We start from the raw sequence: 25,532 nt of genomic DNA on the forward strand, positions 1-25,532 counted from the left end.
GTGTTCTACTGGCTCATGAAGTACGTGGTGATCGGACCGATCGTGAAGGCGATCTTCCGGCCCTGGATCGTGGGCCGGAGAAACGTGCCGGCTCAGGGAGCCGCCATCCTCGCGAGCAACCACCTCTCGTTCGTGGATTCCGTCTTCCTGCCGCTCATGATCGACCGGCCTGTGTCCTTCCTCGCCAAGAGCGATTACTTCACGGGCAAAGGGCTCAAAGGCTGGGCGACGCGCATCTTCTTCAAGGCGACCGGCCAGCTGCCCATCGACCGATCGGGCGGCAAGGCGTCGGAGGCTTCGCTGAACACGGGCCTTCAGGTGCTCGGCCGGGGCGACCTGCTCGGTATCTACCCCGAGGGCACGCGCAGTCCCGACGGCAAGCTGTATCGCGGACGCACGGGCATCGCGCGGATGGCGCTCGAGGCGCACGTTCCCGTCGTGCCCGTCGTCATGGTCGACACCGACACGATGATGCCGATCGGCACGCGCGTGCCGCGCGTCGCGCGTGTGGGCATCGTCATCGGCGAGCCGCTGGATTTCTCGCGGTTCGCCGGGATGGAGAGCGACCGTTACATCCTGCGTTCCATCACGGACGAGATCATGGTGGCGCTGCAGCGGCTGGGCGAGCAGGAGTACGACGACGTGTACGCCTCGACCGTGAAGGACCGGCTCAAAACCCGGTCCTGACGGCGCGTAACCTGGCTCTGCCCCCGCGCGGGCGCGGATAGACTCGAAGGATGCTCCAGCACCCCGATGCGCTCGACCACTGGCGGACTCTGCCCATCAAGCAGCAGCCCACCTGGTATGACGCCGACGCTGTCGCGGCCGTGTCCGCCGAGCTCTCGATCCTGCCGCCGCTCGTGTTCGCCGGCGAGGTCGACAACCTGCGCGACCGGCTTGCCCGCGCGGCATCCGGTAAGGCGTTCCTGCTGCAGGGCGGGGACTGCGCCGAGACGTTCGCGGGAGCAACCGCCGACCAGATCCGAAACCGCATCAAGACGGTGCTGCAGATGGCCGTCGTGCTCACGTACGGCGCGTCGCTGCCGGTGGTCAAGATGGGACGCATGGCGGGCCAGTTCGCCAAGCCCCGCTCGAGCGACACCGAGACGCGCGGCGATGTGACGCTGCCGGCCTACCGGGGCGACATCGTCAACGGCTTCGACTTCACCGAGGGGTCGCGCCGGGCGGATCCTGCGCGCCTGATGAAGGGGTACCACACGGCCGCCTCGACGCTGAATCTCATTCGCGCGTTCACGCAGGGTGGTTTCGCCGATCTGCGCGAAGTGCACTCGTGGAACAAGGGATTCGCGAAGAACCCGGCGAACCAGCGCTACGAGCGCCTCGCGAGTGAGATCGACCGCGCCATCAACTTCATGGAGGCCGCGGGGGCAGACTTCGACGAGCTGCGCCGCGTCGAGTTCTTCACGGGCCACGAGGGTCTGCTGATGGACTACGAACGGCCGCTCACGCGCATCGATTCCCGCACCGACACCCCCTACAACACGTCAGCGCACTTCCTCTGGATCGGAGAGCGCACGCGCGACCTCGACGGGGCGCACGTCGACTACTTCTCCCGCATCCGCAACCCCATCGGCGTCAAGCTCGGTCCGACCACGACGCCCGAGACGGCGCTCGCCCTGATCGACAAGCTCGACCCCGAGCGCGAGCCGGGCCGCCTCACGTTCATCACGCGCATGGGAGCGGGCAAGATCCGCGACGCACTGCCGCCCCTGCTCGAGGCCGTCAAGGACTCGGGAGCGACGCCGCTGTGGGTCACCGACCCGATGCACGGCAACGGCATCACGACGCCCACCGGTTACAAGACCCGTCGCTTCGACGACGTCGTCGACGAGGTGCGCGGGTTCTTCGAGGCCCACCGGGCGGTCGGGACCTTCCCCGGCGGCATCCACGTCGAACTGACCGGCGACGACGTCACGGAGTGCCTCGGCGGCTCGGAGATGATCGACGAGGCGACGCTGGCGACGCGCTACGAGTCGCTGTGCGACCCGCGCCTCAACCACATGCAGTCCCTCGAACTGGCCTTCCTGGTCGCCGAAGAGCTCGAGAAGCGCTGACACCTCTCTCTCGCGTCGTCTCTGGCGCAGGGTGCGGTCTCGAGGTCAGCCGGTGACGGTGATCTGGATGGTGACGGGGGTGCCGCGCTCCCGCAGCTCTCCGCCGGCGGGATCCTGCGATGTGACCTCGGTAAGCGCGTCGGGCCAGACGTTCCACAGTGCCGAGTAGTTCACTTCGAAGCCCGCGTCGCGCAGAGTCTGTGCCGCCGCATCGCGCGTCGCGCCCGTCACGTCGGGCACCTCGAACAGCGGAGGTCCTGTCGACACCACGAGCGAAACTCGGTCGCCAGGTCTCCACGAGCCCCCGCCTTCGCGTTCGCTCGTGCGGATGACACTGCCGCGAGCGATCTGTTCGCTGGACTCCTCGGCGACGGCCTCGTCGACCTCGAGACCGGCATCGGTCAGGATGCTGCGCGCGCGCTCGGCCGACTCGCCGACGACCCCGGGCAGAGGGCCGAGCGAGATCCACAGGGTCGCTCCGTCGCCTTCACGCGCCGTGCATCCCTCTCCGCACGGCACGCCTTCGCCGCCTCCGGCCGGTTCGATCATGACGCCGACGACCGTGCCGGGTGCGGCATCGGTGAAGAACTCGGCGTTCTCGTCTGCGGGTTCGATGTACAAGCTCGCGAGCGTGTCTCGGGCCTCGGCCTCGGCCGCTCCCATCAGCGCGGGCACCGTCACCTCTGCGGGGCCGAGCGAGATGAACACTTCGACCTCGGCGTCTCGGTCGACGCGCTGCCCGGCTTCGGGGTCGGTGCGGACGACTTGGCCCGCGGGAACGTCACGGCTCGCCTCGCCGCGTTCGACGGCGACCAGCGAGTGCTCGGCGAGCTGGGCCTGCGCGTCGGAGAAGGTGCCCGAAACAGCGGGCACGGCCACGAGCGATCCCGGCCCCGAACCGAACCACCATCCTGCGCCACCGGCGAGGGCGGCGAGCAGCACCACGAGAACGGCGAGCCATACGCCCCGCGTCGTGCGGCGGTGCGCGGCGCGGCGCAGTTGCGTGCCGTGGTCCACGTCGTCGGAGGATGCCGTCTGCAGAGCCGCCGTCGTCGGCAGCACCTGGGTCAGCTCGCCCGAGGCGAGGCCCTCGTCGCGCACGACGCCGACGGCGGTCGTCGCCCGCGCGGCCTGGGGCGAGACGCCCAGCTCGCGCTCGATCTCCCGCAGCCGGTCGAGCATCTCACTCGCATCGACGGGGCGGTCGTCGGGCTCACGCGCCGTCGCCCACAGCACGAGCTCGTCGAGCGGCTCGGGAACGCCGGGGTTCTTCGCGCTCGGTCGAGGAACGGAGTCCGTCGCGTGCTGGTAGGCGATCTGCATGGGCTGCTCGCCCTTGTACGGCTGCTCGCCCGTGAGCAGTTCGTACAGCACGATGCCGAGGGCGTAGATGTCGCTGCGCGCGTCGGCGGTGCCGCGCGTGACGAGCTCGGGGGCAAGGTAGGCGATCGTGCCGAGCAGCTGCGCGCCGCTCGCGGTGTTCGCCGTCGTGGCGCGAGCGAGCCCGAAGTCGCCGATCTTCACCCGGCCGTCTTCGGCGAGCAGGACGTTCTCTGGCTTGACGTCTCGGTGCACGATGCCGGCACGGTGTGCCGCGGCGAGCCCTGACAGCACGGCATCCATGATCGTGATCGCCTGCGGTACCGTGAGCCGGCGCTGCTCGCGGATGAGTTCGCGCAGAGTGATGCCGGGCAGGTACTCCATGACGAGGTAGGCCATGTCCCCGTCCTGGCCCTGGTCGAAGACATTCACGACGTGCGGGTCGGCCAGCCGGGCGGCCGCGCGGGCCTCCTGGATGAAGCGGCTCTGGAACACCGTGTCATCGCTCAGATGCCCATGCATGATCTTCAGAGCGATGCGCCGTTCGAGGCGCAGGTCGGTGGCGACGTACACCGTCGCCATGCCGCCGCGGGCGATGCGAGCACGCACCCGATACCGGCCGTCGACGAGACGGCCGATCAAGGGGTCCGTCTGCTGGCTCGTGCTCACGCGCAAAGTCTACGGAGCGCGGAGCGTGTCACCGGGCAGCGGCGCACCTCTGACCCGGTGTCGCGGCTCACCCGAGGGCTGCCAGCCACGCGTAGGAGGGCTGCTCCCAGAGCGCGTAACGATCCGGGAACGCCGAGATCTGCACGGCTTGCGCAGCATCGGCGTACGACATGTTCTGCCAGCCGGGGATGTCGAGCAGTCCCCGCGTCGCCGAACCGTTCGGGTCGTGCGCTCCGCCGTAGAAGGCCCGCGCCGCGCGATCCGGGTCGCGGATCTGCTCGGCGGTGCCCCAGCCCATGCTCGGTCGCTGCTGGAACAGCCCGAGCGAATCACGGTCGCCCCAGTCGAGATTGCGGATCCAGGACTCGACCATCGCGGTGCCGAGGGCGATCGCGATGCCGCGATCGGGTACACCGAGTTCGCGCCCGACCTGGATGATGACGCGGGCGTTGGCGGTCTGCTCGGCATCGAGGTCGGCCACGACGGCAGAGACGGATGCCGCGAGCACGGGTGCGCCGGGAAGCGTGAGCTGCTGGCCGGGGTAGATGATCGAGGACCAATCGAGCCCGTTCGCATCGAGCATGCCCTGCACCGAGACGCCGTGGTGCGCTGCGATGCCGCTGATGGTCTCGCCGCCGCTCACCGTGTGGCTTCGGGCGGGAACGGGCGCGGGGGCCGGCTCGGGTGCGGGGCTGGGTGCCGAAGCCCCGGCACCGGGAATCGTGAGTCGCTGACCGGGGTAGATGATGGAGGACCCGTCCAGCCCGTTGGCGGCGAACATCGCATCCGTCGAGACAGCGTGCCGACCCGCGATGGCGAAGAGCGTGTCGCCCGCCTGCACGACGTGCGTTCCCGCCGCGGCGGAGGGGGGAGCGGTGGCCGGCGCTCCGCCGAGCACGAGCACCTGGCCGGGGCGGATGACCGAGTTCCAGCTGAGCCCGTTCAACGCGAGCACGTCGTCGGTGCGCAGACCGTGCTGGGCAGCGATCCCGCTGACGGTGTCGCCCGTCGTGACGGTGTGGGTCGCGGGTGCGGCGGCGGCGGGGCGCGCGCCGGTGAGGGCGGCCGCCGGGAACGCACGCGGCGACTGCGAGTGCTCGGCCGTTCGCTGGACGGCGGCAGACGGAGTGGAGGACAGAATCACGGCGAGCGATCCTGCGACGGCCACGGGCACGAGAGGTCGTGCATCACGGATGGGTTTGACAGCGATGTCCACAGGTTTCGGGTCCCTTCGTCGACGCGAAAACGCTGTCACGGATGTAATGCCCTGTCAACAGGTGGCATTCAGAGTGACGCATGTGGTTACTGTGACTCGAGTTGTGTCGACCGGGTCGTGGCAGAGGTGAGATCATGGGTTCGTGACCGCTGACACCGCGCCGCGCACCCCGACCGACTGGCTCACCCTGCCCGACCTCGTCGAGCTGACCGGTGAACCGCTCGGACGCGTGCGCCGCCTCCTCGAAGACTTCTACCTCATCGGCTCGCGCCGCGACGGCGGCTTCAAGGTGCCCTCGGTGTTCCTCATCGACGGTCAGCCGGTGCCGGCGCTTCGGGGCACCGTCTTCGTGCTGCACGATGCGGGCTTCGACGATGACGAGGTGATCGACTGGCTCCTCACCCACGAGGAGTCGATCGGCACGTCACCGATCGAATCCCTGCGCGCGGGTCGCAAGAGCGAAGTGCGCCGCGTCGCCCTGACGCTCGCGTAACCCGGCTCAGGCCGTGCGCACCGCCGCGGCGTGCGCGAGGTCGCGCAGCGACGACACCGCCGCGTTGCCGAGCCGTGCGCCCGAGAGCGACTGCCGGGCCTGGCCGACGTAGTCGTCGATGAGCGCTTCGACGCGGTCGAGCGCTCCCGTCTCGCGGATCGTCTGCTGCAGCGACGCGATCTGGGCGGCATCCAGCGACGGGTCGCCGAGCAGCTCGTCCATGATGGGCCGGGCCGTCGGCGAGAGAGCCTCGCGGGCGAAGGCGATCAGAACCGTCCGCTTTCCCTCACGCAGGTCGTCGCCCGAAGGTTTGCCTGTTTCTGCCTCGTCGCCGAAGACGCCGAGCACGTCGTCGCGCAACTGGAAGGCCATGCCGGCAGGGTGACCGAAGGCGACGAGCGCCGCGAGCTGGTCGGCGTCGGCTCCGGCGAGGGCCGCGCCGATCGCGAGCGGCTGCTGGATGGAGTAGCGCGCCGATTTGAACGACGCGACGCGCAGTGCGCGCTCGGCATGCTGGTCGTCGGGCTCGACGACGAAGGCGGACTCCTCGGCGATGTCGAGGAACTGCCCGATCGTCACCTCCCGACGCATCGTGGCGTACTCGCGGCGTGCGGCGCGGGCGCGGTCTGCATCGGCGAGCTCTTCGAGTCCTTCTTCGAACAGGTCGTCGCTCCACGCGACGAGCAGGTCGCCGAGCAGGAGCGCGCCCGAGCGGCCGAACGCCGCGGCATCGCCGGCCCATCCCGCTTCGCGATGCATCTGCTCGAGCGCGCGGTGCGCGGCGGGGCGCCCGCGTCGCGTGTCGGAGTTGTCGATGATGTCGTCGTGCACGAGCGCAGCGGCGTGGAACAGCTCAAGAGAGGCGGCCGCCGAGGCGACGGCATCCGGGATCGAGGCGCCGTTCGAGCGGGCATCCTCCACAGCCCTCCACCCCGCGATGCAGAAGCGTCCGCGCAGGCGCTTGCCGCCGCTCACGGTGGCTCGTCCGGCCTCGACGAATACGTCGGCCTCATCGCCCAGAGGGGCGGATGCAGTGCGTTGGGCGGCCAAGAACGTGTCGAGTCGCTGGGAAACCGCCGCGATAGGCTCCGGGGAGTGGTGCACGGGCCTAGCCTAGTGATCGACACGGCGCGTAGAATCGTCGAAGACCAGCAGCCAAGGGGGATGCATGCCACTCTCCGAACAGGAGCAGCGCCTGCTCGACGAGATGGAACGCCATCTCATGCACAACGATGCCGACGTCGTGAGTGCGCCGAGCGACGGGCGAACGCTCAGTTACCGCAACATCGTCTACGGGACGATCCTCGTCCTGCTGGGGCTCGGGGGTCTGCTCGTCGGAGTCGCCGTTCCCTCGCTCCTTGTCGTGGGGATCATCGGATTCCTCCTTATGCTCGGCGGCGTGATCCTCGCCGTCACCCCGACCCGCGGGCTCGGCAAGCCGACGCCCGAACGCCCGTCTCGCCCGTCGCCTCAGGCGGCCGGTGGCACCTTCATGGATCGCATGAATGACCGCTGGGACAAGCGGCAGGGCGATCGCTGATTAACTTCACCTGAGCGCGGCCGCGCGTCTCAGCGTCACAAAGCACCGACCTTCGGGTCGGTGCTTTTTTCGCGTTCGGGCGCCGCGGCACGCCTCGATGGGGGACCAGGGGAGGATCCGCCCCGAAATCGATAGCTAAGTGGAGTGAAGTGGAGTAAAGTGGTGCGCACTCCAGCGGGGGCCGGACTGACAGGGGAGGAGTGGACCGATGCTTCTTGGCACGCACACTCCCAAACTCGACGACAAGGGCCGCGTCATCCTTCCGGCGAAGTTCCGCGACGACCTCGGTTCCGGCGTCGTCGTGACCCGCGGACAGGACCGCTGTCTCTATGTGTTCAGCACGCAGGAGTTCGAGCGCGTGCACGAACGCATCCGCGAAGCACCCCTGGCCAACAAGCAGGCCCGCGACTTCCTGCGCATGTTCCTCTCCGGAGCCAGTGCCGAAAAGCCCGACAGCCAGAACCGCATCACGATCCCACCGCCGCTGCGCGCCTATGCGGGCCTCGAGAAGGAACTCGTCGTCACGGGCGTCGGCGCGCACGCCGAGATCTGGAACGCCGATGCATGGAACACCTACGCCGAAGCCAACGAAGAGAACTATGCCGAACTGGAGCAGGAGGTGATCCCGGGCCTGTTCTGACCGGCCCCTGTGTCCCGACTCCCAGCCGCTCACACCCTGGCGCACTTCCCCGGTGCCAGGTCGGAGCGGATGGGGATCAGGGCACAGGAACCGAGTGGTCCCGACATCATGAGCCTCCGCGACATCCACACCCCCGTCCTCCTCGAGCGCTGCATCGAGCTGCTCGGCCCTGCGATCGAACGGCCCGGAGCCGTCTTCGTCGACGCGACGCTCGGCATGGGCGGTCACTCCGAAGCCTTTCTCGAGCGCTTTCCGGAACTGCGGCTCGTCGGGCTCGACCGCGACACCGACGCGCTGCGCATAGCGGGGGAGCGGCTCGCGCGCTTCAGCGATCGGGTGACGCTCGTGCACACCGTCTACGACGGCATCGCGGATGCCGTCGCCTCAGCCGGATACGCGGCGGCCGACGGCATCCTGTTCGACCTCGGCGTCTCGTCGCTGCAGCTCGACGTGGCCGACCGCGGGTTCGCATACGCGCAGGACGCGCCCCTGGACATGCGGATGGACCAGACGAGCGGAACGACGGCGGCCGACATCCTCGCGACGTACGGCGAGGGAGATCTGCGGCGCATCTTCGAGCGCTACGGCGAAGAGAAGCTCGCCGGCCGCTACGCGCGGGCCATCATCGCTGCACGGGCCGAGGCACCCCTGGACCGGTCGGGGCGGCTCGTCCAGATCCTGCAGGACGCGACCCCCGCGGCCCTCAAGCACAGCGGTCACCCGGCCAAGCGCGTCTTCCAGGCGCTGCGCATCGAGGTCAACCGCGAACTGTCCGTGCTCGAGCGTGCCATCCCGGCGGCGATGGGCACGCTTCCCGTCGGCGGGCGCATCGTCGTGTTGGCGTACCAGTCGCTCGAGGACCGCCTCGTCAAGCGCGAGTTCGCCGATGCCTCGACCTCGAAGACGCCCGCGGGCCTGCCCGTCGAGCTGCCCGAGCACGCGGCGCGCTTCCGGTTGCTCGTGAAGGGCGCCGAGCTGGCATCCGAAGAAGAGCGCGCGCGCAATCCGCGTGCGACCCCCGTGCGCCTGCGCGCGGCCGAGCGAGTGAGGGAGGCCACATGAGTCTCGCCGCCGCCGTGCCCTCTCGCCCGAGCGTCGCCCCGATCCGCGAGCAGCGGCCCCGTCCCGGGCTTCGCGTCGTCGAGCAGCCGGCACCCCGCCGCCGCCCGCGCCTCGTCTACGGTGTCGTCGCCCTGATCGGCGCCTTCGTGATCGGCGCCGCCCAGATGGGGCTGTCGATCCTCACGACGCAGACCTCGTACGAGATCTCGACGCTCACCCGCGAGCACCGCGAACTGACGTGGGAGCGCCAGATCCTCGCCGACGACCTGGCAGGCCTCAGCTCGCCGCAGTACCTCGCCGCGAACGCAGCGGCACTGGGGATGGTCATCGACGAGTCGCCCAGCTATCTGCGCCTGAGCGACGGAGCCGTTCTCGGCACCGGGCAGGCGGCATCCTGGACCTCGTCCGTCGACGCATACAACCGAGGGTCGGTCGCCAACTCGCTCATCACCTCGACGCCGCTCATCACCGCCCCCGACGCAACGATCGCCCAGGTCCCGGTCGATACCCCCGCGGATCTCACGGGCGGAGTGTCCAACACACCGCCCCCGATCACCGACGGACTGCCCACCCCGAGCACACACTGATCACATGACCACGAAGAGCACGCGCGGCACACGCCGCCGCACCGTCGTGGCCCTCGCGGTCGTCCTCGCCATCCTCGGCGCCTTCCTCGTGCGGCTCATCGACATCCAGGTGGTCAGCGCCGAGGAGCACATCGCCGACTCGATGGAGAAGGCGTTCGGGGCGTCGCAGACCCTCTACGGAACACGCGGCGCGATTGTCGACGAGACCGGACAGCCGCTGGCCGGCAGCATCGTCGAGTACGACTGCCAGCTCGACCCCCTGCTCATCACGCAGATCGACGCACAGATCGCCGAGGGCAAGTCAGCAGCGACGCCCTGGTCGAGGGTGTCGGTCACGATCGCTCAGGTCATCGGCAAGGACGTCGCAGAAGTGCAGCGCATCGTCGGCGATGCCCTCGCAGCCAATGAGAACTCGCGCTACGCGCAGCTGGTCAAGCGTGCGTCGACCGAGCAGTACCGCAAGCTCGCCGAGACCGGCGTGCCCTACCTCACGTGCGCTCCGCACCCCGCCCGGGCTTATCCCGACGGGGCGGTCGGCGGCAACGTGGTGGGCTTCCTGACCTCGGACGGCGAGCCGATCGAAGGGCTCGAGCTGTCGCAGAATCAGTGCCTCGCGGCCACCGACGGCTTGCGGACCTATCAGCAGGGCAAAGACGGCGTGACGATTCCGGGCACTGCTCGCGAGGTTGCGGCCGTCGACGGCGGCACGCTGCAGCTCACGATCAACCGTGACCTCAGCTGGTACATGCAGCAGCTCATCGCGGAGCAGGTGCAGAACATGCAGGCGCGCAGCGGCGCGATCCTCGTCGTCGAGACCAAGACCGGCAAGATCCGAGCGGCGGCCGAGTACCCCACCGTCGATCCCAATGAGCCGACGGCCGCCGCAGAGGACGACCGCGCGAGCCGGATCTTCCGCGGCACTTTCGAACCCGGTTCGACGTTCAAGGCCCTCACCGCGGCGACGGTGCTGGATGCCGGTGGACAGACGCCGACCTCGACTGTCGTGGCCTCCGGGCGCGAGACCTTCGCGAACGGGGCACGCGTCAACGATGCCTTCAACCACCCGGCCTATACCTACACGCTCGCGGGCGTGCTGATCGATTCGTCGAACGCGGGGATCGCCCGTTTCAGCGAGACCGTCGATGCCGCGACACGGCACGAGTACTTCGAGCGCTTCGGCATCGGCCAGGGCACCGACGTCGGCTATCACGCGGAAGAGCGCGGCACGCTGCATCCGGTGCAGGCCTGGGACAACCAGACGCTCTACAACACCTCGTTCGGTCAGGGCCTCACGACGACGATGCCCGAGCTCGCCGGCGCATACGCCGCGATCGCGAACGATGGGCTGCGCATGCCGCTGTCGCTCGTCGAGTCCTGCACGACCCCCGAGGGCACCGTCGTCGAGCCCGATGCCGCTGAGCCCACGCGGGTCATCAGCCCCGAGGCCGCGGCGGAGACCCGCGAAATACTCGAGAACGTCATCGCGCAGAGCAGCATGTCGAAGCAGCTGAGCGTTCCCGGCTACCGCGTCGGCGGCAAGACCGGAACGGGTGAGAAGTACGACAAGGAGACCGGAGGCTACAAGGCCGGCGCGTACTACACGACACTCATCGGCATGGCTCCGATCGAGGACCCCGAGTACGTCGTCGTCGTCACGATGGATGAGCCGACGAAGGTAAAATCGTCTGCGGCCAACGCGACGGCGTTCCAGAAGGCCATGACGCAGGTGCTCAAGACGTACCGGGTCATGCCCTCGACCACGACGCCGACGCTGCTGCCGAAGTTCGGCTGAGCAGTGATGACCCGGCCGGAGACTCGATGATCGCCCTCACTCTCGCGCGTGTCGCGGACGCCGTCCGCGGCGATCTGCGACTCGCAGCACCCGACACCGCCGACACGATCGTGTCGGGCGCCGTCGACACGGACTCGCGTCTCATCGAGCCCGGGGGCATCTTCGCCGCCAAGCCCGGTGAGTCCACCGACGGGCACCTGTTCGTCGACGCCGCCGTCGAGCGCGGCGCGGTGCTGGCGCTCGTCGAGCGCCCCGTCGAGTCCGCCGTCACTCAGATCGTCGTGCCCGATGTCGTCGCGGCTCTGGCCGACCTCGCCCGGACGGTCGTCGCCGACGTGCGCGCGCGGGGAGACCTGCGCATCGTGGGTATCACGGGCTCCAACGGCAAGACGACGACCAAGAACATGCTCGCGCGCATCCTCGAGCCCGTGGGCGAGACCGTGTCGCCCAAGGGCTCGTTCAACAACGAGGTCGGCGCACCCCTCACGATGCTGCGGGTCACCGAATCGACGAAATTCCTCGTCTCGGAGTTCGGTGCGAGCGCACCAGGCGAGATCGCTCGGCTTGCCGGCCTGGTCGAACCCGACATCGGCGTCGTGCTCATGGTCGGCATGGCCCACGCGGGCGGCTTCGGCGGCATCGAGGCGACGTTCCTCGCCAAGTCCGAGCTCGTGCGAGCCGTGCGCCCCGGCGGCATCGCCGTGCTCAACACCGACGACTCCCGGGTCGCGGCCATGGCGCCCCTCGCCCGCGGACGCGGCATCGACGTGCGGTGGTTCGGGCGGGGGCCTGACGCCCAGGTGCGCGCGGCCGACGTCGAGGTGACGGCGGCGGGAACATCGTGCGTCGTGACGGTCGATGGCGAATCGATCCCGATGCGGCTGCGCGTGCTCGGCGAGCACCACATCATGAACGCCCTCGCGGCGATCGCGGCGGCCACGGCGCTGGGTGTGCCGCTGGGCGACTGCATCGAGCGGCTCGAAGCCGTCGAGATCGCCGAACGCTGGCGCATGCAGCCCCTCGGCTCGGATCGCGTGCGCATCATCAACGACGCCTACAACGCCAGCCCCGACTCGATGTCGGCGGCGCTTCGGACCCTCGCACAGATCACGGGACCCGGCGAGCGCATGGTGGCTGTCCTCGGCGCCATGAGTGAGCTCGGCGACCATGCCGGAGAAGAGCATGACCGCATCGGGGAGCTCGCCGTGCGGCTTCGGATCCCGCGCATCGTCGTGGTCGGCACTGAGGCTCGGCGGCTCTTCCTCGCCGCCGTCGGCGAGGGCTCGTGGAGCGACGAGGCCGTCTTCTTCGCGACACCCGATGAGGCCTATGACTACCTCATAGGCGAACTGCGCGACGGCGACCGCGTGCTCGTCAAATCCTCGAACGCGGCGGGTCTGCGATTCCTGGGGGATCGTCTGGGAGAATCGTTCGCGTGAGATCACTCCTGACTGCCGCGGCGATCTCTCTGGCCTTCACGCTGTTCCTCACCCCGGTCTTCCTTCGGCTGTTCCGCGCGTGGGGCTGGGGGCAGGTCATCCGCACGCCGGACAACGTGCACAACCCCAGCCACGGCGAGAAGCGCGGCACGCCCACGATGGGCGGCACGATCTTCATCGTCGGCGCGATCGTCGGCTACCTCGTCGGGACGTACACGGGGAACAACCCGCCGACGATCTCGGGCTGGCTCGTCATCTGGATGATGGTCGGCTTCGGCGCCGTCGGGTTCATCGACGACTTCATGAAGGTGCGCCGCCAGCGCAGTCTCGGCCTCACCGGGTGGCGCAAGGTGCTCGGGCAGGTGATCGTCTCGGTGCCGTTCGGCATCGTGGCGCTGATGTTCCCGGACGCCTCGAATCAGACCCCCGCCTCGCCGTACATCTCGATCTTCCGTGACGTGCCCTGGCTCGGTTTCATGACGCTCGGACTCGTCGTCGGCTGGATCGTCTACCTCCTGTGGATCACCTTCATCGGGGTGGCCTTCTCGAACAGCGTCAATGTGTCCGACGGGCTCGACGGTCTCGCCGCCGGCGCAGGCATCTTCGTCGTCGGCGCCTACAGCCTCATCGCCTTCTGGCAGTTCAATCAGGCGTGCGGCGGAGCGGCACTCTCGCCCGATCTCGGGGCCGCCTGTTATCAAGTGCGAGATCCGTTCGACCTCGCGATCATCTCGGCGGCGTTCGTCGGTGCTCTCGTCGGCTTCCTCTGGTGGAACGCCCCGAAAGCCAAGGTCTTCATGGGCGACGTCGGCTCGATGGCCATCGGCGGTGTCATCGCTGCGATGGCGATCCTGACCCGCACCGAACTGCTCGCCGTGCTCGTCGCGGGCGTCTTCATCATCGGCCCCGGCTCGGTGATCCTGCAGCGTCTCTACTTCAAGATCACGCGCGGCAAGCGGCTGTTCCTGATGAGCCCGTTCCACCATCACCTCGAGATGCGCGGCTGGTCCGAGATCACGATCGTCGTGCGCATGTGGATCATCGCGGGGATGCTGGCGGTCTCCGGCATCGGATTCTTCTACGTCGAATGGCTCTCTCGCACATGACCTCCTCCCGACTCGACGCCCTCACGAGCTGGCATGCCGACTGGAAGGGACTGCGCGTCGCCGTGCTCGGGCTCTCTGTCACGGGGTTCTCGGTCGCAGACACCCTCACCGAGCTCGGCGCCGACGTGCTCGTCCTGACGGAGCAGGCCGACGAGGAGTATGCACGCCTCGTGCCCGTCATCGGCGCGCGCCTGTGGGAAGGATCGCTGCAGAGCGTCCCGGAGCAGCTTGTCGAGTTCGCACCCGACGTCGTCGTCGCCTCGCCGGGCTTTTCGCCGCGGCATCCGCTCATCGAATGGACGCGCCGCGAAGGAATCGCGCTGTGGGGCGACATCGAACTGGCGTGGCGGGTGCGCGACAAGGTCGTGCGCCCCGACGGGGCGCCGGCCGACTGGCTTCTCGTGACGGGGACCAACGGCAAGACCACGACGACACGGCTGGCCGCCACGATGCTCGTCGCAGGAGGCCTGCGTGCTGCGCCCGTCGGCAACATCGGCACTCCCGTGCTCGACGCCGTGCGCGACCCGGCGGGCTTCGACGCGCTCGTGGTCGAGCTGTCGAGCCACCAGTTGTGGTACCTCGGCCTGCAGTCGGGGCCGCAGCCGCTCTCGCCTCACGGGGCCGTCTGCCTGAACCTCGCCGACGACCACCTCGAATGGCACGGCAGCGCGGCGGAGTATCGCGCGGCGAAAGCGCACGTGTACGACCGCACGCGGGTCGCGTGCGTCTACAACAAGAGCGATATCGCGACGCGCGAGATGGTCGAAGCCGCCGACGTCGTCGAGGGCGCACGCGCCATCGGGTTCGACCTGGGCGTGCCGGGCCCGAGCGATCTCGGCATCGTCGACGGCATCCTCGTCGATCGGGCTTTCCTCGAGGACCGCCGCACGAGCGCGCTCGAGTTGACCACGGTCGCCGATCTCGCAGCCCGCGGGCTCGCGGCGCCGCATATCGCGGCGAACATCCTCGCCGCCGCCGCGCTCGCCCGCTCGCTCGACGTGCCGCCTGCGGCGATCCGTGAGGCGCTTGCGCATTTCCGGCTGGATCCGCACCGCATCGAGGTCATCGCCACGGCGGCGGGCATCACGTGGGTCGATGATTCGAAGGCGACGAACCCCCACGCCGCAGCGTCCTCCCTCGCGGCGTTCCCCGGAGCCGTGTGGGTCGTCGGAGGCCTGCTGAAGGGCGTCGACATCTCGGATCTCGTCGCGCAGCGCGGTGCCTCGACGAAGGCAGCCATCGTGATCGGCGCGGACCGCACCGCCGTCGTCGAAGCGTTCTCACGACACGCGAGCGGGGTGCCCGTCTTCGAGGTCGACCCCGCACAGACTGAAGACGTCATGGCGCGAGTCGTGGAACTGGCGGCCGAGGTCGCGCGTGACGGGGACGTCGTCTTGCTCGCCCCCGCCGCGGCGTCGTTCGACCAGTTCTCGTCTTACGCCGACCGCGGTCGGCGCTTCGCCGACGCGGTGAGGGAGCGGCTCGAGAAGGGGACCGATGGCGAACACGACGTCGACCCGGACGGGTCCGGCGCCCCGCGAGCCTGACCCGGACGCGAAGCGCGGCCTCGCCGCGCGCGTGTCCCTCGGGCGGGCGTTCGCGCCCGTGCCGAGCGAGTTCCTGCTGATCTCGTCGACCGCGCTGCTGCTGACGATCTTCGGGCTCGTGATGGTGCTCTCGGCGACATCGGCGACCGCGACGGCCTCGGGTGGATCGCCCGTCGAAGACGTGCTCAAACAGGGCGTCTTCGCGCTCCTCGGCGTGCCTCTCATGTTCATCGCGAGTCGCTTCCCGGTCGCGTTCTGGAAACGGATCGCGTGGCTGGCACTGATCGGAGCGACGATCTTCCAGCTGCTCGTGTTCGTCCCCGGACTCGGCGTGGAGTCGCACGGTAACCGCAACTGGGTCGAGATCGCCGGATTCCAGTTCCAGCCGGCTGAGTTCCTCAAGCTCGCGTTGGCCCTGTGGCTCGGCTACGTGCTGTTTCGCAAGCGCACGCTGCTCGCGTCCTGGAAGCACGTCGTGATCCCCGTCATCCCCGTCTCGATCCTCGTGATCGGAACCGTGCTCGCCGGGCGCGACCTCGGAACGGCCATGGTGCTCGTGCTCATCGTGCTGGGCGCGCTGTTCTTCTCGGGCGTGAAGCTGCGCATCTTCCTCGTGCCGGCGATCCTCGCCGTCGTCGCGGTCGCCGTCTTCGCGATCACGAGCCCGAACCGCATGGCGCGCATCATGAGCTTCCTCAACGACGACTGTCTCGAGGAGTACCTCACCACGTGCTACCAGCCGCTGCACGGGATGTGGGGACTCGCCGGCGGCGGCATCTTCGGTCTCGGTCTGGGCAACTCGCGCGAGAAGTACGACTGGCTCCCCGCCGCAGCGAACGACTACATCTTCGCCATCGTCGGCGAGGAGCTCGGTCTCATCGGCTGCGTCGTCGTGCTCGCCCTGTTCGCTCTGTTCACAGTCGGCGCCTTCCACGTCATCCGCAAGGCCGAAGACCCGTTCGTGCGCATCGTCGCGGGTGGGATCACGGTATGGATCGTGGGGCAGGCGCTCATCAACATCGGCGTCGTGCTGCGGGTGTTCCCCGTGCTCGGCGTGCCGTTGCCCTTCATGTCGCAGGGTGGGACGTCGCTGCTGTCGGTGCTCGTGGCGTGCGGCGTTCTGCTGTCGTTCGCGCGCTCCCTGCCGCCGCCGGCATCCCGGATGGTCCCAGCGGGGCGTGCGAAGATCTCTCGGTGAGTTCTTCGGCCCCGTCCCGCACGTACCTGCTCGCCGGCGGCGGCACCGCCGGTCATGTCAATCCGCTCCTGGCCGTCGCCGACGCGCTGCGCGAGCGGGAGCCCGATGCGCGGATCCTCGTGCTCGGCACGCGCGAGGGCCTCGAGACTCGGCTCGTGCCGGCGCGCGGGTATGAGCTCGTCTTCGTCGACAAGGTCCCCTTTCCCCGACGCCCGAATCGGGATGCCGCGGCCTTTCCGCTGCGCTTTCTGCGGGCCATCCGCCAGGTGCGCGACATCATCCGCGATCGCGGCGTCGCGGTCGTCGTCGGCTTCGGGGGCTATGCGTCGGCACCCGCCTACGTCGCAGCGCGCCGCGAGCACCTGCCCGTCGTCGTCCACGAGGCCAACGCCCGGCCGGGGCTGGCGAACATCCTCGGCGCCCGCTCGGCCGCATCCGTCGGGGTCGCCTTCGAAGGCACGCCCATCAAGCGCGCCCGCCTCGTCGGGATGCCCCTGCGCCACGAGGTGGTCGACCTCGACCGAACGGCCCTGCGTGCCGAAGCGGCCGCGCACTTCGGGCTCGATCCCGAGACCCCGACGCTTCTCGTCTTCGGCGGGTCACTCGGCGCCGCACGACTCAACTCCGCCCTCGAGGGGTCCTGGCGCGATGTGCTCGACGCGGGATGGCAGCTCGTGCATGTCACGGGGGAGCGCTCCGACCTGGCCGACCCCGGTGCCCCGGGGTATGTCGTGCTGCGGTACATCGACCGAATGGACCTCGCCTTCGCGATGGCCGATCTGGTCGTCTCGCGTGCGGGGGCGGCGACGGTGAGCGAGATCAGCGCGCTGGGCATCCCCGCCGTGTACGTGCCCTACGCCGTCGGCAACGGCGAGCAGGCGCTCAACGCCGCCTCCGCCGTGCGCGCGGGTGCCGCCCGTCTCATCGCCGACGCCGAGTTCACGCCCGACCGCGTGCGGTCCGAGATCGTGCCCCTGCTCGCCGACGAGGCAGCGCGCGAGGCGATGCGCGACGCGGCCTCGCGCATCGGCATACGTCAGGGAACCGAGAACGTCCTGGCCCTCATCGACGAGGCGCGGGGCTGATCCGCCCGCGCGGCGAGGTCCGTCGCATCCGGGGCCGACTTAGGATTGACGGGCCATGATCCGACCCGACCTGAGTCTTCCGATTCCCGAGAACATCGACGCCGCGCACTTCATCGGCATCGGGGGGTCCGGTATGTCCGGACTCGCGCGCATGTTCCTTCAGCGCGGTATCCGCGTGTCCGGCTCGGACCGCGCCGACAGCCCCGGGCTGCAGCAGCTCGCCGCGCTGGGCGCGACGGTGTACGTCGGCCACGACGCCGCGAACCTCGCCGACGACGTCGACACGGTCGTGCACACGGGGGCCATCTGGCCCGAGAATCCCGAATTCGTGCTCGCCAAGCAGCGCGGACTGCACGTCATCCACCGCTCACAGGCGCTGCACTGGCTCATCGGTGGGCGCCCGCTCGTCTCGGTGGCCGGAGCGCACGGCAAGACGACGTCGACGGGCATGATCGTCACGGCGCTGCACGCGCTCGGCGCCGACCCGACGTTCGTCAACGGCGGCGTCATCGAACAGCTCGGCGTCTCGAGCGGCAGCGGGACCGATGAGCTCGTCGTCATCGAGGCCGACGAGTCCGACGGCACGTTCCTGCTCTACGACACGGCGGTCGCGCTCATCACGAACGTCGACCCTGATCACCTCGACCACTGGGGATCGCGCGACGCGTTCGACGCTGCGTTCGCCCGCTTCGCGAACGAGACTCGGGATGCCGTCGTGATCTCGTCCGACGACCCGGGCGCCGTCGCGGTGCGCGAGCGCATCACCCACCCGAATGTGCTCACCTTCGGCGAGGCCCCCACGGCCGACGTGCGCGTGACCGACATCGTCACCGACGGCCCGGTGTCCTTCACGATCCGTCACGGTGCCTCGGCGGCGGCCGTGCAGCTCGCCGTGCCCGGCGCCCACAACGCGATCAACGCCGCCGGCGCCGTCGCCGTGCTCATCGCCCTCGGGTACGACGTGCTCGACGCGGCCCGCGCCGTCGAGGGGTTCCAGGGCACAGCCCGTCGATTCGAGCTGCACGGCGTCGTCCGTGGCGTGAGCGTCTTCGACGACTACGCTCACCACCCCACGGAAGTCGCGGCTGCCCTCGCCGGCGCACGCACGGTGGTCGGCAACGGTCGGATCATCGCCCTGCAGCAGCCGCACACTTACTCGCGCACCGCGTCGATGTTCCAGGAGTTCGCCGACGTGCTCGAGTCGCGCGCCGACCACACCGTCGTCCTCGACGTCTACGGCGCCCGCGAGGACCCCGTTCCCGGTGTCACCGGCGCTCTCGTGAGCGACGCCTTCTCCGACCCGACGCGCGTCCGTTTCGTCGCCGACTGGCAAGAAGCGGCCGACTACACCGCATCCGTCGCTCGCGAGGGTGACTTCATCGTGACGCTCGGGTGCGGCAACGTGAATCTGATCGTGCCGCAGGTGCTCGAGGCGCTGGGTCGCACGGCGCCCGCGGCGGAGTAGCGCATGCGCAGGCCGTCGCCGCTGCCGCCGTCGGGCCCGCCTGCGGCGCAGCCGAGCCGTCCGGCGACGGCTGACGAGTCCCGCGCGACGGCGCCGATCCTGCCCCTCACCCTCGCCGGCGCGCCCGGTCCGGAGGCCACCGCCCGCCCCGCTGATGCCCCACCCGTCGAGCCCTTCGCGGGCGAGGCAGCCGATGACATCGGCATGCGCGATGTCTGGTTCGCGGCCCGTGCGCGCCGCCGCGCGCTTCGCGCCGAAGTGCGCCGCTTCACGGCCCGGCAGCGCAAGCGGCGCGCCGTGTGGATCGGCGCTGTGGCCTCGGTCGCGCTGCTTGCGGCGACGACCGTGGGAGTGGCCTACAGCCCGCTCTTCGCCGTCGAGCAGGTCACGGTCGTCGGTGCGTCGCAGCTGGATCCAGACGCGGTCCAAGAGGCGCTGTCGGGGCAGATCGGCACACCGCTGGCCTCGGTCGACGAGAGCGAGGTGAAGGCCGCGCTCGTCGGCTTCCCCCTCGTCGAGACGTACACGCTCGAAGCGCGACCCCCGCACGAGCTGGTCGTGCGGATCATCGAGCGCACGCCGGTCGGCTACATCGAGACCCCGGCGGGGTTCACGCTCGTGGATGCCGCGGGGGTGGCGCTGTCGACGGCGCCGGCGCCCGGCGAAGGAACGCCCGTGCTGACGGTGCAGGGCGGGGTCGGATCATCCGCGTTCCGGGCCGTCGGACAGGTCATGCGCACGCTCCCCGCGGCCATTCGCGCGCAGGTGACGGCTGTCGCCGCGACCTCGCCCGATGACGTGCGACTGTCGCTCGGCGGCTCGAACGCGACGATCGTGTGGGGCAGCGCCGACGACTCCGCTACGAAGGCCGTCGTGCTCGAGACGGCGATGGCAGCGCGGCCGCCCGACACCGTCGCCGAGTACGACGTCTCATCGTCGGCGGCCGTCGTCATCCGCTGACGGAGTCGGCCTCCGAAAGTAACTTCGGGGGCGATGTCGCGACACGCCCACGCTCTTCCGCGTCGGGGCGCGGCATCCGCCTACGTTCGGAATCAGGAATTGCATACCGAGCAATTCTTTAAACCTCTAGAAGAGGTTGAAGGTTTGGTTCGAAAGACGGAGGCCGGCATGAGCCAGAACCAGAACTACCTCGCAGTCATCAAGGTGGTCGGCGTGGGCGGCGGCGGCGTCAATGCCGTCAACCGCATGATCGAGCTCGGACTGCGTGGCGTGGAGTTCATCGCGGTGAACACCGACGCGCAGGCCCTGCTCATGAGCGACGCGGACGTCAAGCTCGACGTCGGACGCGAACTCACCCGTGGACTCGGCGCAGGCGCTGACCCCGAAGTGGGCCGCCGGGCGGCAGAAGACCACGCGGAAGAGATCGAAGAGGCCCTGCGCGGTGCCGACATGGTCTTCGTCACCGCGGGCGAAGGCGGCGGCACGGGCACCGGTGGTGCTCCGGTCGTCGCGAAGATCGCGAAGTCGATCGGCGCGCTGACCATCGGTGTCGTGACGAAGCCGTTCTCGTTCGAGGGGCGTCGCCGTCAGCAGCAGGCTGAGACCGGCGTCGCGAAGCTCAAGGAAGAAGTCGACACCCTCATCGTGGTGCCGAACGACCGACTCCTCGAGATCAGCGACCGCGGCATCTCGATGATCGAGGCGTTCGCAACCGCCGACCAGGTGCTCCTGGCCGGTGTGCAGGGCATCACCGACCTCATCACGACGCCGGGTCTGATCAACCTCGACTTCGCCGACGTCAAGTCGGTCATGCAGGGAGCGGGCTCGGCCCTCATGGGTATCGGCTCGGCTCGCGGAGCGGACCGCGCCATCAAGGCCGCCGAACTCGCGGTCGAATCGCCCCTGCTCGAAGCATCGATCGAGGGCGCGCACGGCGTGCTGCTGTCGATCCAGGGCGGGTCGAACCTCGGCATCTTCGAGATCAACGACGCTGCGCAGCTGGTCAAAGAGGCGGCGCACCCCGAAGCGAACATCATCTTCGGAACCGTCATCGACGACACGCTCGGCGACGAAGTGCGGGTCACGGTCATCGCGGCCGGCTTCGACGGCGGACAGCCGCAGACGCGCATCGAGCCGATCACGGCGTCGCGCGACTTCTCGGCTCCGGTCGTGCCGGCGACTCCCGCTCAGGACGTCGCCCGCGACCTCGACACACCCGCGGCGGCTCCCGCCGAGACGGTGTCGGTCGGCGTGTCGGTGCCCGACGCCTACGACTCGGCGTTCGGTGACGACGACCTCGACATCCCGGACTTCCTCAAGTAACTCGCACGCGACGATCGACAGACCCAGAGAACGGATGTTCATGCCCCCGTCCCCGGAGTCTGTCGACGTCGCGGCGCTGTCGGCGCGACTGGTCGACATCGACGAACGCATCGCACAGGCCGCACGCGACGTCGGCCGCGATCCGGGCGCCATCACGCGCATCGTCGTGACGAAGTTCCATCCCGCGGCGCTGGTCGCAGCCCTCGCCGACCTCGGTGTGCGCGACGTCGGTGAGAACCGCCAGCAAGAGCTCACCACCAAGCACGCCGAACTGCCCGATCTCGACATCACCTGGCATTTCATCGGCCAGCTGCAGACGAAGAAGGCCCGCGCCGTGCGGGCCGCGGCATCCGTCGTGCACTCCGTCGACCGAAGCCGGGTCGCCGCTGCGCTCGACGCCGCCGCAGAGCCATCCGATCCCGTCCTGGACGTCTTGCTGCAGGTCAACCTCACGAGCGATCCCGCTCGGGGTGGCGTCGCGCCTGAAGACCTCGTGCAGCTCACGGAAGACGTCGCCGAGCGACCCTCCTTGCGCGTGCGGGGGATTATGGCCGTCGCGCCCCTCGATGAGGATCCCGCGGCTGCGTTCGCCCGACTGGCGGGCTTCAGCGACGTGGTTCGCGCGATCGTGCCAGGGGCGGATTGGATCTCGGCCGGCATGACAGCAGATTTCGCCGAGGCGATCGCTGCGGGTGCGACACACCTGCGGATCGGCTCGGCAATCACGGGACCGCGGCCCGACCGCGGTTAACCTCGGAACAGACGAGCACAACGGAGGATGCGATGTCGAACCCGCTCAAGAAGACCATGGTGTACCTGGGCCTCGCCGATGAGGAAGAGGTCTACGAGGAGCCTGCGGCGCAGCCCCGCGGACGCAAGCCGGAAGCCGTCGTCGAGAAAGCAGCGCCCGTGACCCCGATTCATCGTCCCGCCGTCGTGCGCCAGCCCGCACCGACCGCGATCAGCGAGATCCTGACGGTGCACCCCAAGCAGTACCGTGACGCGCAGGTCATCGCCGAGAACTTCCGTGATGGCGTGCCCGTCATCATCAATCTCTCGCAGATGAGCGACGCTGACGCGCGTCGTCTGATCGACTTCGCGAGCGGGCTTTCGCTGGGCCTCTACGGACGCATCGAGCGGGTGACGAGCAAGGTCTTCCTGCTGTCGCCTGAGAACGTCGCCGTGTCGGGTGACGGCGCGGTTGCGCACGCCGACACGGAGTCCGTGCCCTTCTCCCAGCAGTAAGCCGTGGAGCTCGTCAGCCTCGCCGCGGCCATTCTGAACGGCGCGCTCGTCCTGTTCGTGCTCGTGCTGCTGGTGCGACTCGTCTTGGAATGGGTGCCGATCTTCAACCGCGAATGGCGCCCCAAGGGGCTCGGACTCGTCGCCGCGGAGCTCGTCTACACCGTGACCGATCCGCCCATCCGGTTCTTTCGACGCCTGATTCCTCCGCTGCGCGTCGGGGCCATCGCGATCGACTTCGGTTTCGCGATAACGATGCTGCTGTGTTTCGTGCTGCTCTCGATCACGAGAGCCTTCATGTCTGTTTGACCGATCACCGACCGACACCACACACGTCGACGCCGCGGCTATGCTTGGCAGGTACGGCTTGCCAGTCGGCGGGTCCGCCCCAGACCGTTGCCACCGACCTGAGCGCTCGAAAGAGGAATCACCATGGCATTGACCCCGGATGACGTCGTCACCAAGCAGTTCCAGCACGTCCGCTTCAAGGAGGGCTTCGACCCCGACGAGGTCGATGACTTCCTCGACGAGATCGTCGTCGAGTGGCGCAAGACGCTCGCTGAGAACGAAGAACTGAAGGCCAAGCTCGCCGCGTACGAGTCCGGCGAGGCCCAGGTCTCCGAGACCATCGAGTCGGTCGAGGTCATCGAAGAGGTCTCCGCCCCCGCTGCCGAAGCCGCACCGCAGGCCACGCCCGCGCCCGTGTCGGCGTCTGCCGGCCTCATCGAGCTCGCTCAGCGCGTGCACGACGAGCACGTCGCCGAGGGTGAAGCCCAGCGCGACAAGCTCATCGCCGACGCCAAGGCGCAGGCCGCAGCCATCATCTCGGATGCCGAGACCCGTGGTCGCGAAGAGATCGAGCGCCTCGACCGCGAGCGCGTCTCGCTCGAGGGTCGTATTTCGGATCTGCGTCAGTTCGAGCGCGACTACCGCACGCAGCTGCGCAGCTACATCGAGAGCCACCTCCGCGATCTGGAGACGACCGGCACGGCATCGGGTTCGGCCCCGGTCTCTGCAGTCGGCCTCTGAACCTCTCCTTTTGACACGCCCGCACAAGAGCGCGTCGAAGCTTCGTCCGGCGGCGGCCGGCATCACCATCGCAATCCTCGCGGGGCTGGTGCTGGCCGCTGACCAGTTCACGAAGTATCTCGCCCTCGAGAACCTGCCCCTGCAGCAGACGGTCCCCGTGCTCGGGGACTTCCTGAGCTTCTACCTCGTGAAGAACCCCGGAGCGGCCTTCTCGCTCGGCGAGGGGGTCACCTGGATCTTCACGATCGCTCTGGCGGTCGTCGCGGTCGTCATCGGATGGCTCGCTGTCACCCGCGTGCGTTCGCGCCTGTGGGCGGTCGTGCTCGGCCTGCTGCTCGGCGGCGTGCTGGGCAACCTGACCGATCGCATCTTCCGCGAGCCCGGCTTCGCGATCGGGCATGTGATCGACTTCATCAACACGCCCTGGATGTGGTTCTTCCCGGGTATGTCGCCGGCGATCTATAACGTCGCCGACATCTTCATCGTGTGCGACATGATCCTTGTCGCCCTGTTGATCATCCTGGGGGTTCACTTGGACGGAACACGGGACTCGCGGCGCGACGCCGAGAGCGAGACGATTCTCGGCGAGGGCGACGAAGTGCCGCCCGGTGGTGCGGTGTCGGGCTTCGGTGACGAGTTTCCCGTCGCCGATCCTGACGCCGGCGTGCCGGCCGACGAGCGCGGGCTGCCGCCTCTGACCGAGCGAGAGCAGCGCGAGGTCGAACGCGAGGCGGACCAGCAGGCGGACGAGCGCCGCCTCGACCGCTGACATGCCCGCGCGGATGCTGCCCGTCCCTGAAGGGCTCGAGGGCACGCGGGTCGATCAGGCTCTCGCGAAGATGCTCGGTTTCTCGCGGACCTTCGCGGCCGAGGTCGCCGAAGCCGGCGGCGTGCTGCTCGACGGACAGGTCGTGGGCAAGTCCGACCGCGTCTCGGCCGGAAGCGTGCTCGATATCACGTGGACCGATCGCCAGGAGCCGGTCGTCGTACCGCTCGCGGTGCCGGACCTCGGAATCGTGCATCAGGATGACGACATCGTCGTGGTCGACAAGCCCGTCGGCGTCGCTGCACACCCCTCGGTCGGTTGGGAGGGGCCTACGGTGCTCGGCGCCCTCGCGGCCGGCGGCATCGCCGTGGCGACGACGGGCGCGGCCGAGCGTCAGGGCATCGTCCACCGGCTCGACGTCGGAACGAGCGGCCTCATGGTCGTCGCGAAGTCCGAGCGCGCCTACACGGCACTCAAAAGCGCCTTCAAGGAGCGCGAGGTCGAGAAGATCTATCACGCGGTCGTGCAAGGGCATCCCGACCCCCTCGTCGGCACGATCGACGCGCCGATCGGGCGACACGCGACGCACTCCTGGAAGTTCGCGGTGACGCCCGACGGCAAGGACTCCGTGACGCACTACGAGACGATCGAAGCATTCCGCGGTGCCTCACTGCTCGAGATCCATCTTGAGACGGGCCGGACGCACCAGATCAGGGTGCACATGGCTGCCCACCGGCATCCGTGTGTCGGCGATCCGCTGTACGGCGCCGATCCGACCCTTTCCGCCAAGCTCGGGCTCACTCGCCAGTGGCTGCACGCGCACCAGCTCGCGTTCGCGCACCCCGCGACGGGAGAGTGGGCCACCTTCACCTCGGAGTATCCCGACGACCTCGCTCACGCGCTCGAGGTCCTGCGCGGAGACTGAGCCGGCGAAGAAGAGGTCGCGACGCCGGCACGGGATGACATCCCCCACGGACC

At 69.0% G+C, this 25,532-nt stretch carries 25 protein-coding genes; 22 read left to right on the plus strand and 3 right to left on the minus strand.

Going from position 1 to position 25,532, the window contains the following annotated elements:
• Together AC25Y0_RS03145 and AC25Y0_RS03150 are read left to right on the plus strand one after the other, a co-directional pair.
• The gene (locus tag AC25Y0_RS03145; RefSeq protein ID WP_488122933.1) at positions 1–687 is read left to right on the plus strand and encodes a lysophospholipid acyltransferase family protein; all 687 of its coding nucleotides are present in this window, start codon (positions 1–3) and stop codon (positions 685–687) included.
• Between the two features lie 50 nt (positions 688–737).
• On the plus strand, positions 738–2,075 hold the full coding sequence (locus tag AC25Y0_RS03150) for a class II 3-deoxy-7-phosphoheptulonate synthase (protein ID WP_488122934.1): 1,338 nt from the start codon (positions 738–740) through the stop codon (positions 2,073–2,075).
• Positions 2,076–2,120: 45 nt separating this feature from the next.
• Here AC25Y0_RS03150 and pknB read toward each other — a convergent pair whose 3' ends face one another.
• A complete protein-coding gene (gene pknB, locus AC25Y0_RS03155) occupies positions 2,121–4,064 on the minus strand; it encodes a Stk1 family PASTA domain-containing Ser/Thr kinase (protein ID WP_488122935.1) in 1,944 nt (647 codons plus the stop codon).
• Positions 4,065–4,131: 67 nt separating this feature from the next.
• Entirely contained in the window at positions 4,132–5,238 is a 1,107-nt protein-coding gene (locus tag AC25Y0_RS03160) for a LysM peptidoglycan-binding domain-containing protein (protein ID WP_488123422.1), read from the minus strand.
• A gap of 184 nt (positions 5,239–5,422) precedes the next feature.
• Here AC25Y0_RS03160 and AC25Y0_RS03165 point away from each other — a divergent pair, with 184 nt between their 5' ends.
• On the plus strand, positions 5,423–5,773 hold the full coding sequence (locus AC25Y0_RS03165) for an Rv2175c family DNA-binding protein (RefSeq protein ID WP_488122936.1): 351 nt from the start codon (positions 5,423–5,425) through the stop codon (positions 5,771–5,773).
• A 6-nt stretch (positions 5,774–5,779) separates the two neighbouring features.
• On the opposite strand, the gene AC25Y0_RS03170 is transcribed toward AC25Y0_RS03165, so the two are convergent.
• Positions 5,780–6,877 (minus strand): polyprenyl synthetase family protein, encoded by a 1,098-nt coding sequence (locus AC25Y0_RS03170; RefSeq protein ID WP_488122937.1) that lies wholly within the window; start codon positions 6,875–6,877, stop codon positions 5,780–5,782.
• 64 nt (positions 6,878–6,941) lie between these two features.
• Here AC25Y0_RS03170 and AC25Y0_RS03175 point away from each other — a divergent pair, with 64 nt between their 5' ends.
• The 19 genes from AC25Y0_RS03175 to AC25Y0_RS03265 all read left to right on the plus strand — a co-directional run bounded on the left by AC25Y0_RS03175 (position 6,942) and on the right by AC25Y0_RS03265 (position 25,479).
• Positions 6,942–7,313 (plus strand): DUF3040 domain-containing protein, encoded by a 372-nt coding sequence (locus AC25Y0_RS03175; RefSeq protein WP_488122938.1) that lies wholly within the window; start codon positions 6,942–6,944, stop codon positions 7,311–7,313.
• Between the two features lie 208 nt (positions 7,314–7,521).
• Positions 7,522–7,953: a division/cell wall cluster transcriptional repressor MraZ gene (mraZ, locus tag AC25Y0_RS03180; protein WP_376126190.1), complete on the plus strand. Its 432-nt coding sequence runs from the start codon at positions 7,522–7,524 to the stop codon at positions 7,951–7,953.
• Between the two features lie 108 nt (positions 7,954–8,061).
• A complete protein-coding gene (rsmH, locus tag AC25Y0_RS03185; protein WP_488122939.1) occupies positions 8,062–9,015 on the plus strand; it encodes a 16S rRNA (cytosine(1402)-N(4))-methyltransferase RsmH in 954 nt (317 codons plus the stop codon).
• Positions 9,012–9,602: a cell division protein FtsL gene (gene ftsL, locus AC25Y0_RS03190; RefSeq protein WP_488122940.1), complete on the plus strand. Its 591-nt coding sequence runs from the start codon at positions 9,012–9,014 to the stop codon at positions 9,600–9,602. Before rsmH ends, ftsL begins: the two co-directional genes overlap by 4 nt.
• A 4-nt stretch (positions 9,603–9,606) precedes the next feature.
• On the plus strand, positions 9,607–11,394 hold the full coding sequence (locus tag AC25Y0_RS03195; RefSeq protein ID WP_488122941.1) for a peptidoglycan D,D-transpeptidase FtsI family protein: 1,788 nt from the start codon (positions 9,607–9,609) through the stop codon (positions 11,392–11,394).
• Between the two features lie 26 nt (positions 11,395–11,420).
• On the plus strand, positions 11,421–12,833 hold the full coding sequence (locus AC25Y0_RS03200) for a UDP-N-acetylmuramoyl-tripeptide--D-alanyl-D-alanine ligase (RefSeq protein ID WP_488134180.1): 1,413 nt from the start codon (positions 11,421–11,423) through the stop codon (positions 12,831–12,833).
• A complete protein-coding gene (mraY, locus tag AC25Y0_RS03205; RefSeq protein WP_488122943.1) occupies positions 12,830–13,939 on the plus strand; it encodes a phospho-N-acetylmuramoyl-pentapeptide-transferase in 1,110 nt (369 codons plus the stop codon). The genes AC25Y0_RS03200 and mraY overlap by 4 nt, the downstream gene beginning before the upstream one ends.
• Positions 13,936–15,486 (plus strand): UDP-N-acetylmuramoyl-L-alanine--D-glutamate ligase, encoded by a 1,551-nt coding sequence (murD, locus tag AC25Y0_RS03210; RefSeq protein ID WP_488122944.1) that lies wholly within the window; start codon positions 13,936–13,938, stop codon positions 15,484–15,486. The genes mraY and murD overlap by 4 nt, the downstream gene beginning before the upstream one ends.
• On the plus strand, positions 15,437–16,684 hold the full coding sequence (gene ftsW / locus AC25Y0_RS03215; protein ID WP_488122945.1) for a putative lipid II flippase FtsW: 1,248 nt from the start codon (positions 15,437–15,439) through the stop codon (positions 16,682–16,684). Before murD ends, ftsW begins: the two co-directional genes overlap by 50 nt.
• Complete coding sequence (gene murG / locus AC25Y0_RS03220) at positions 16,681–17,769, plus strand: undecaprenyldiphospho-muramoylpentapeptide beta-N-acetylglucosaminyltransferase (protein ID WP_488134181.1); 1,089 nt, start codon at positions 16,681–16,683, stop codon at positions 17,767–17,769. Before ftsW ends, murG begins: the two co-directional genes overlap by 4 nt.
• A 55-nt stretch (positions 17,770–17,824) precedes the next feature.
• Positions 17,825–19,234 (plus strand): UDP-N-acetylmuramate--L-alanine ligase, encoded by a 1,410-nt coding sequence (gene murC, locus AC25Y0_RS03225; protein WP_488134182.1) that lies wholly within the window; start codon positions 17,825–17,827, stop codon positions 19,232–19,234.
• Positions 19,235–19,237: 3 nt separating this feature from the next.
• On the plus strand, positions 19,238–20,194 hold the full coding sequence (locus AC25Y0_RS03230) for a cell division protein FtsQ/DivIB (protein WP_488134183.1): 957 nt from the start codon (positions 19,238–19,240) through the stop codon (positions 20,192–20,194).
• Positions 20,195–20,362: 168 nt separating this feature from the next.
• Positions 20,363–21,517, plus strand: coding sequence for a cell division protein FtsZ (ftsZ, locus tag AC25Y0_RS03235; RefSeq protein WP_488122949.1), 1,155 nt, complete (start codon positions 20,363–20,365; stop codon positions 21,515–21,517).
• Positions 21,518–21,557: 40 nt separating this feature from the next.
• Positions 21,558–22,268, plus strand: coding sequence for a YggS family pyridoxal phosphate-dependent enzyme (locus tag AC25Y0_RS03240; RefSeq protein WP_488122950.1), 711 nt, complete (start codon positions 21,558–21,560; stop codon positions 22,266–22,268).
• 32 nt (positions 22,269–22,300) lie between these two features.
• Positions 22,301–22,762, plus strand: coding sequence for a cell division protein SepF (locus AC25Y0_RS03245; protein ID WP_488122951.1), 462 nt, complete (start codon positions 22,301–22,303; stop codon positions 22,760–22,762).
• Positions 22,763–22,765: 3 nt separating this feature from the next.
• Positions 22,766–23,068 carry a YggT family protein gene (locus tag AC25Y0_RS03250; protein WP_488122952.1) on the plus strand — a complete coding sequence of 101 codons (303 nt, stop codon included), beginning with the start codon at positions 22,766–22,768 and terminating at the stop codon, positions 23,066–23,068.
• 123 nt (positions 23,069–23,191) lie between these two features.
• Positions 23,192–23,788 (plus strand): DivIVA domain-containing protein, encoded by a 597-nt coding sequence (locus tag AC25Y0_RS03255; protein WP_488122953.1) that lies wholly within the window; start codon positions 23,192–23,194, stop codon positions 23,786–23,788.
• 61 nt (positions 23,789–23,849) lie between these two features.
• Positions 23,850–24,557, plus strand: a complete 708-nt coding sequence (locus AC25Y0_RS03260) for a signal peptidase II (protein WP_488134342.1) — start codon at positions 23,850–23,852, stop codon at positions 24,555–24,557.
• A gap of 1 nt (position 24,558) precedes the next feature.
• Positions 24,559–25,479: an RluA family pseudouridine synthase gene (locus tag AC25Y0_RS03265; RefSeq protein WP_488122954.1), complete on the plus strand. Its 921-nt coding sequence runs from the start codon at positions 24,559–24,561 to the stop codon at positions 25,477–25,479.
• The last annotated feature ends 53 nt before the right edge of the window (positions 25,480–25,532 follow it).

Source organism: Microbacterium sp. Y547 (assembly GCF_057669785.1).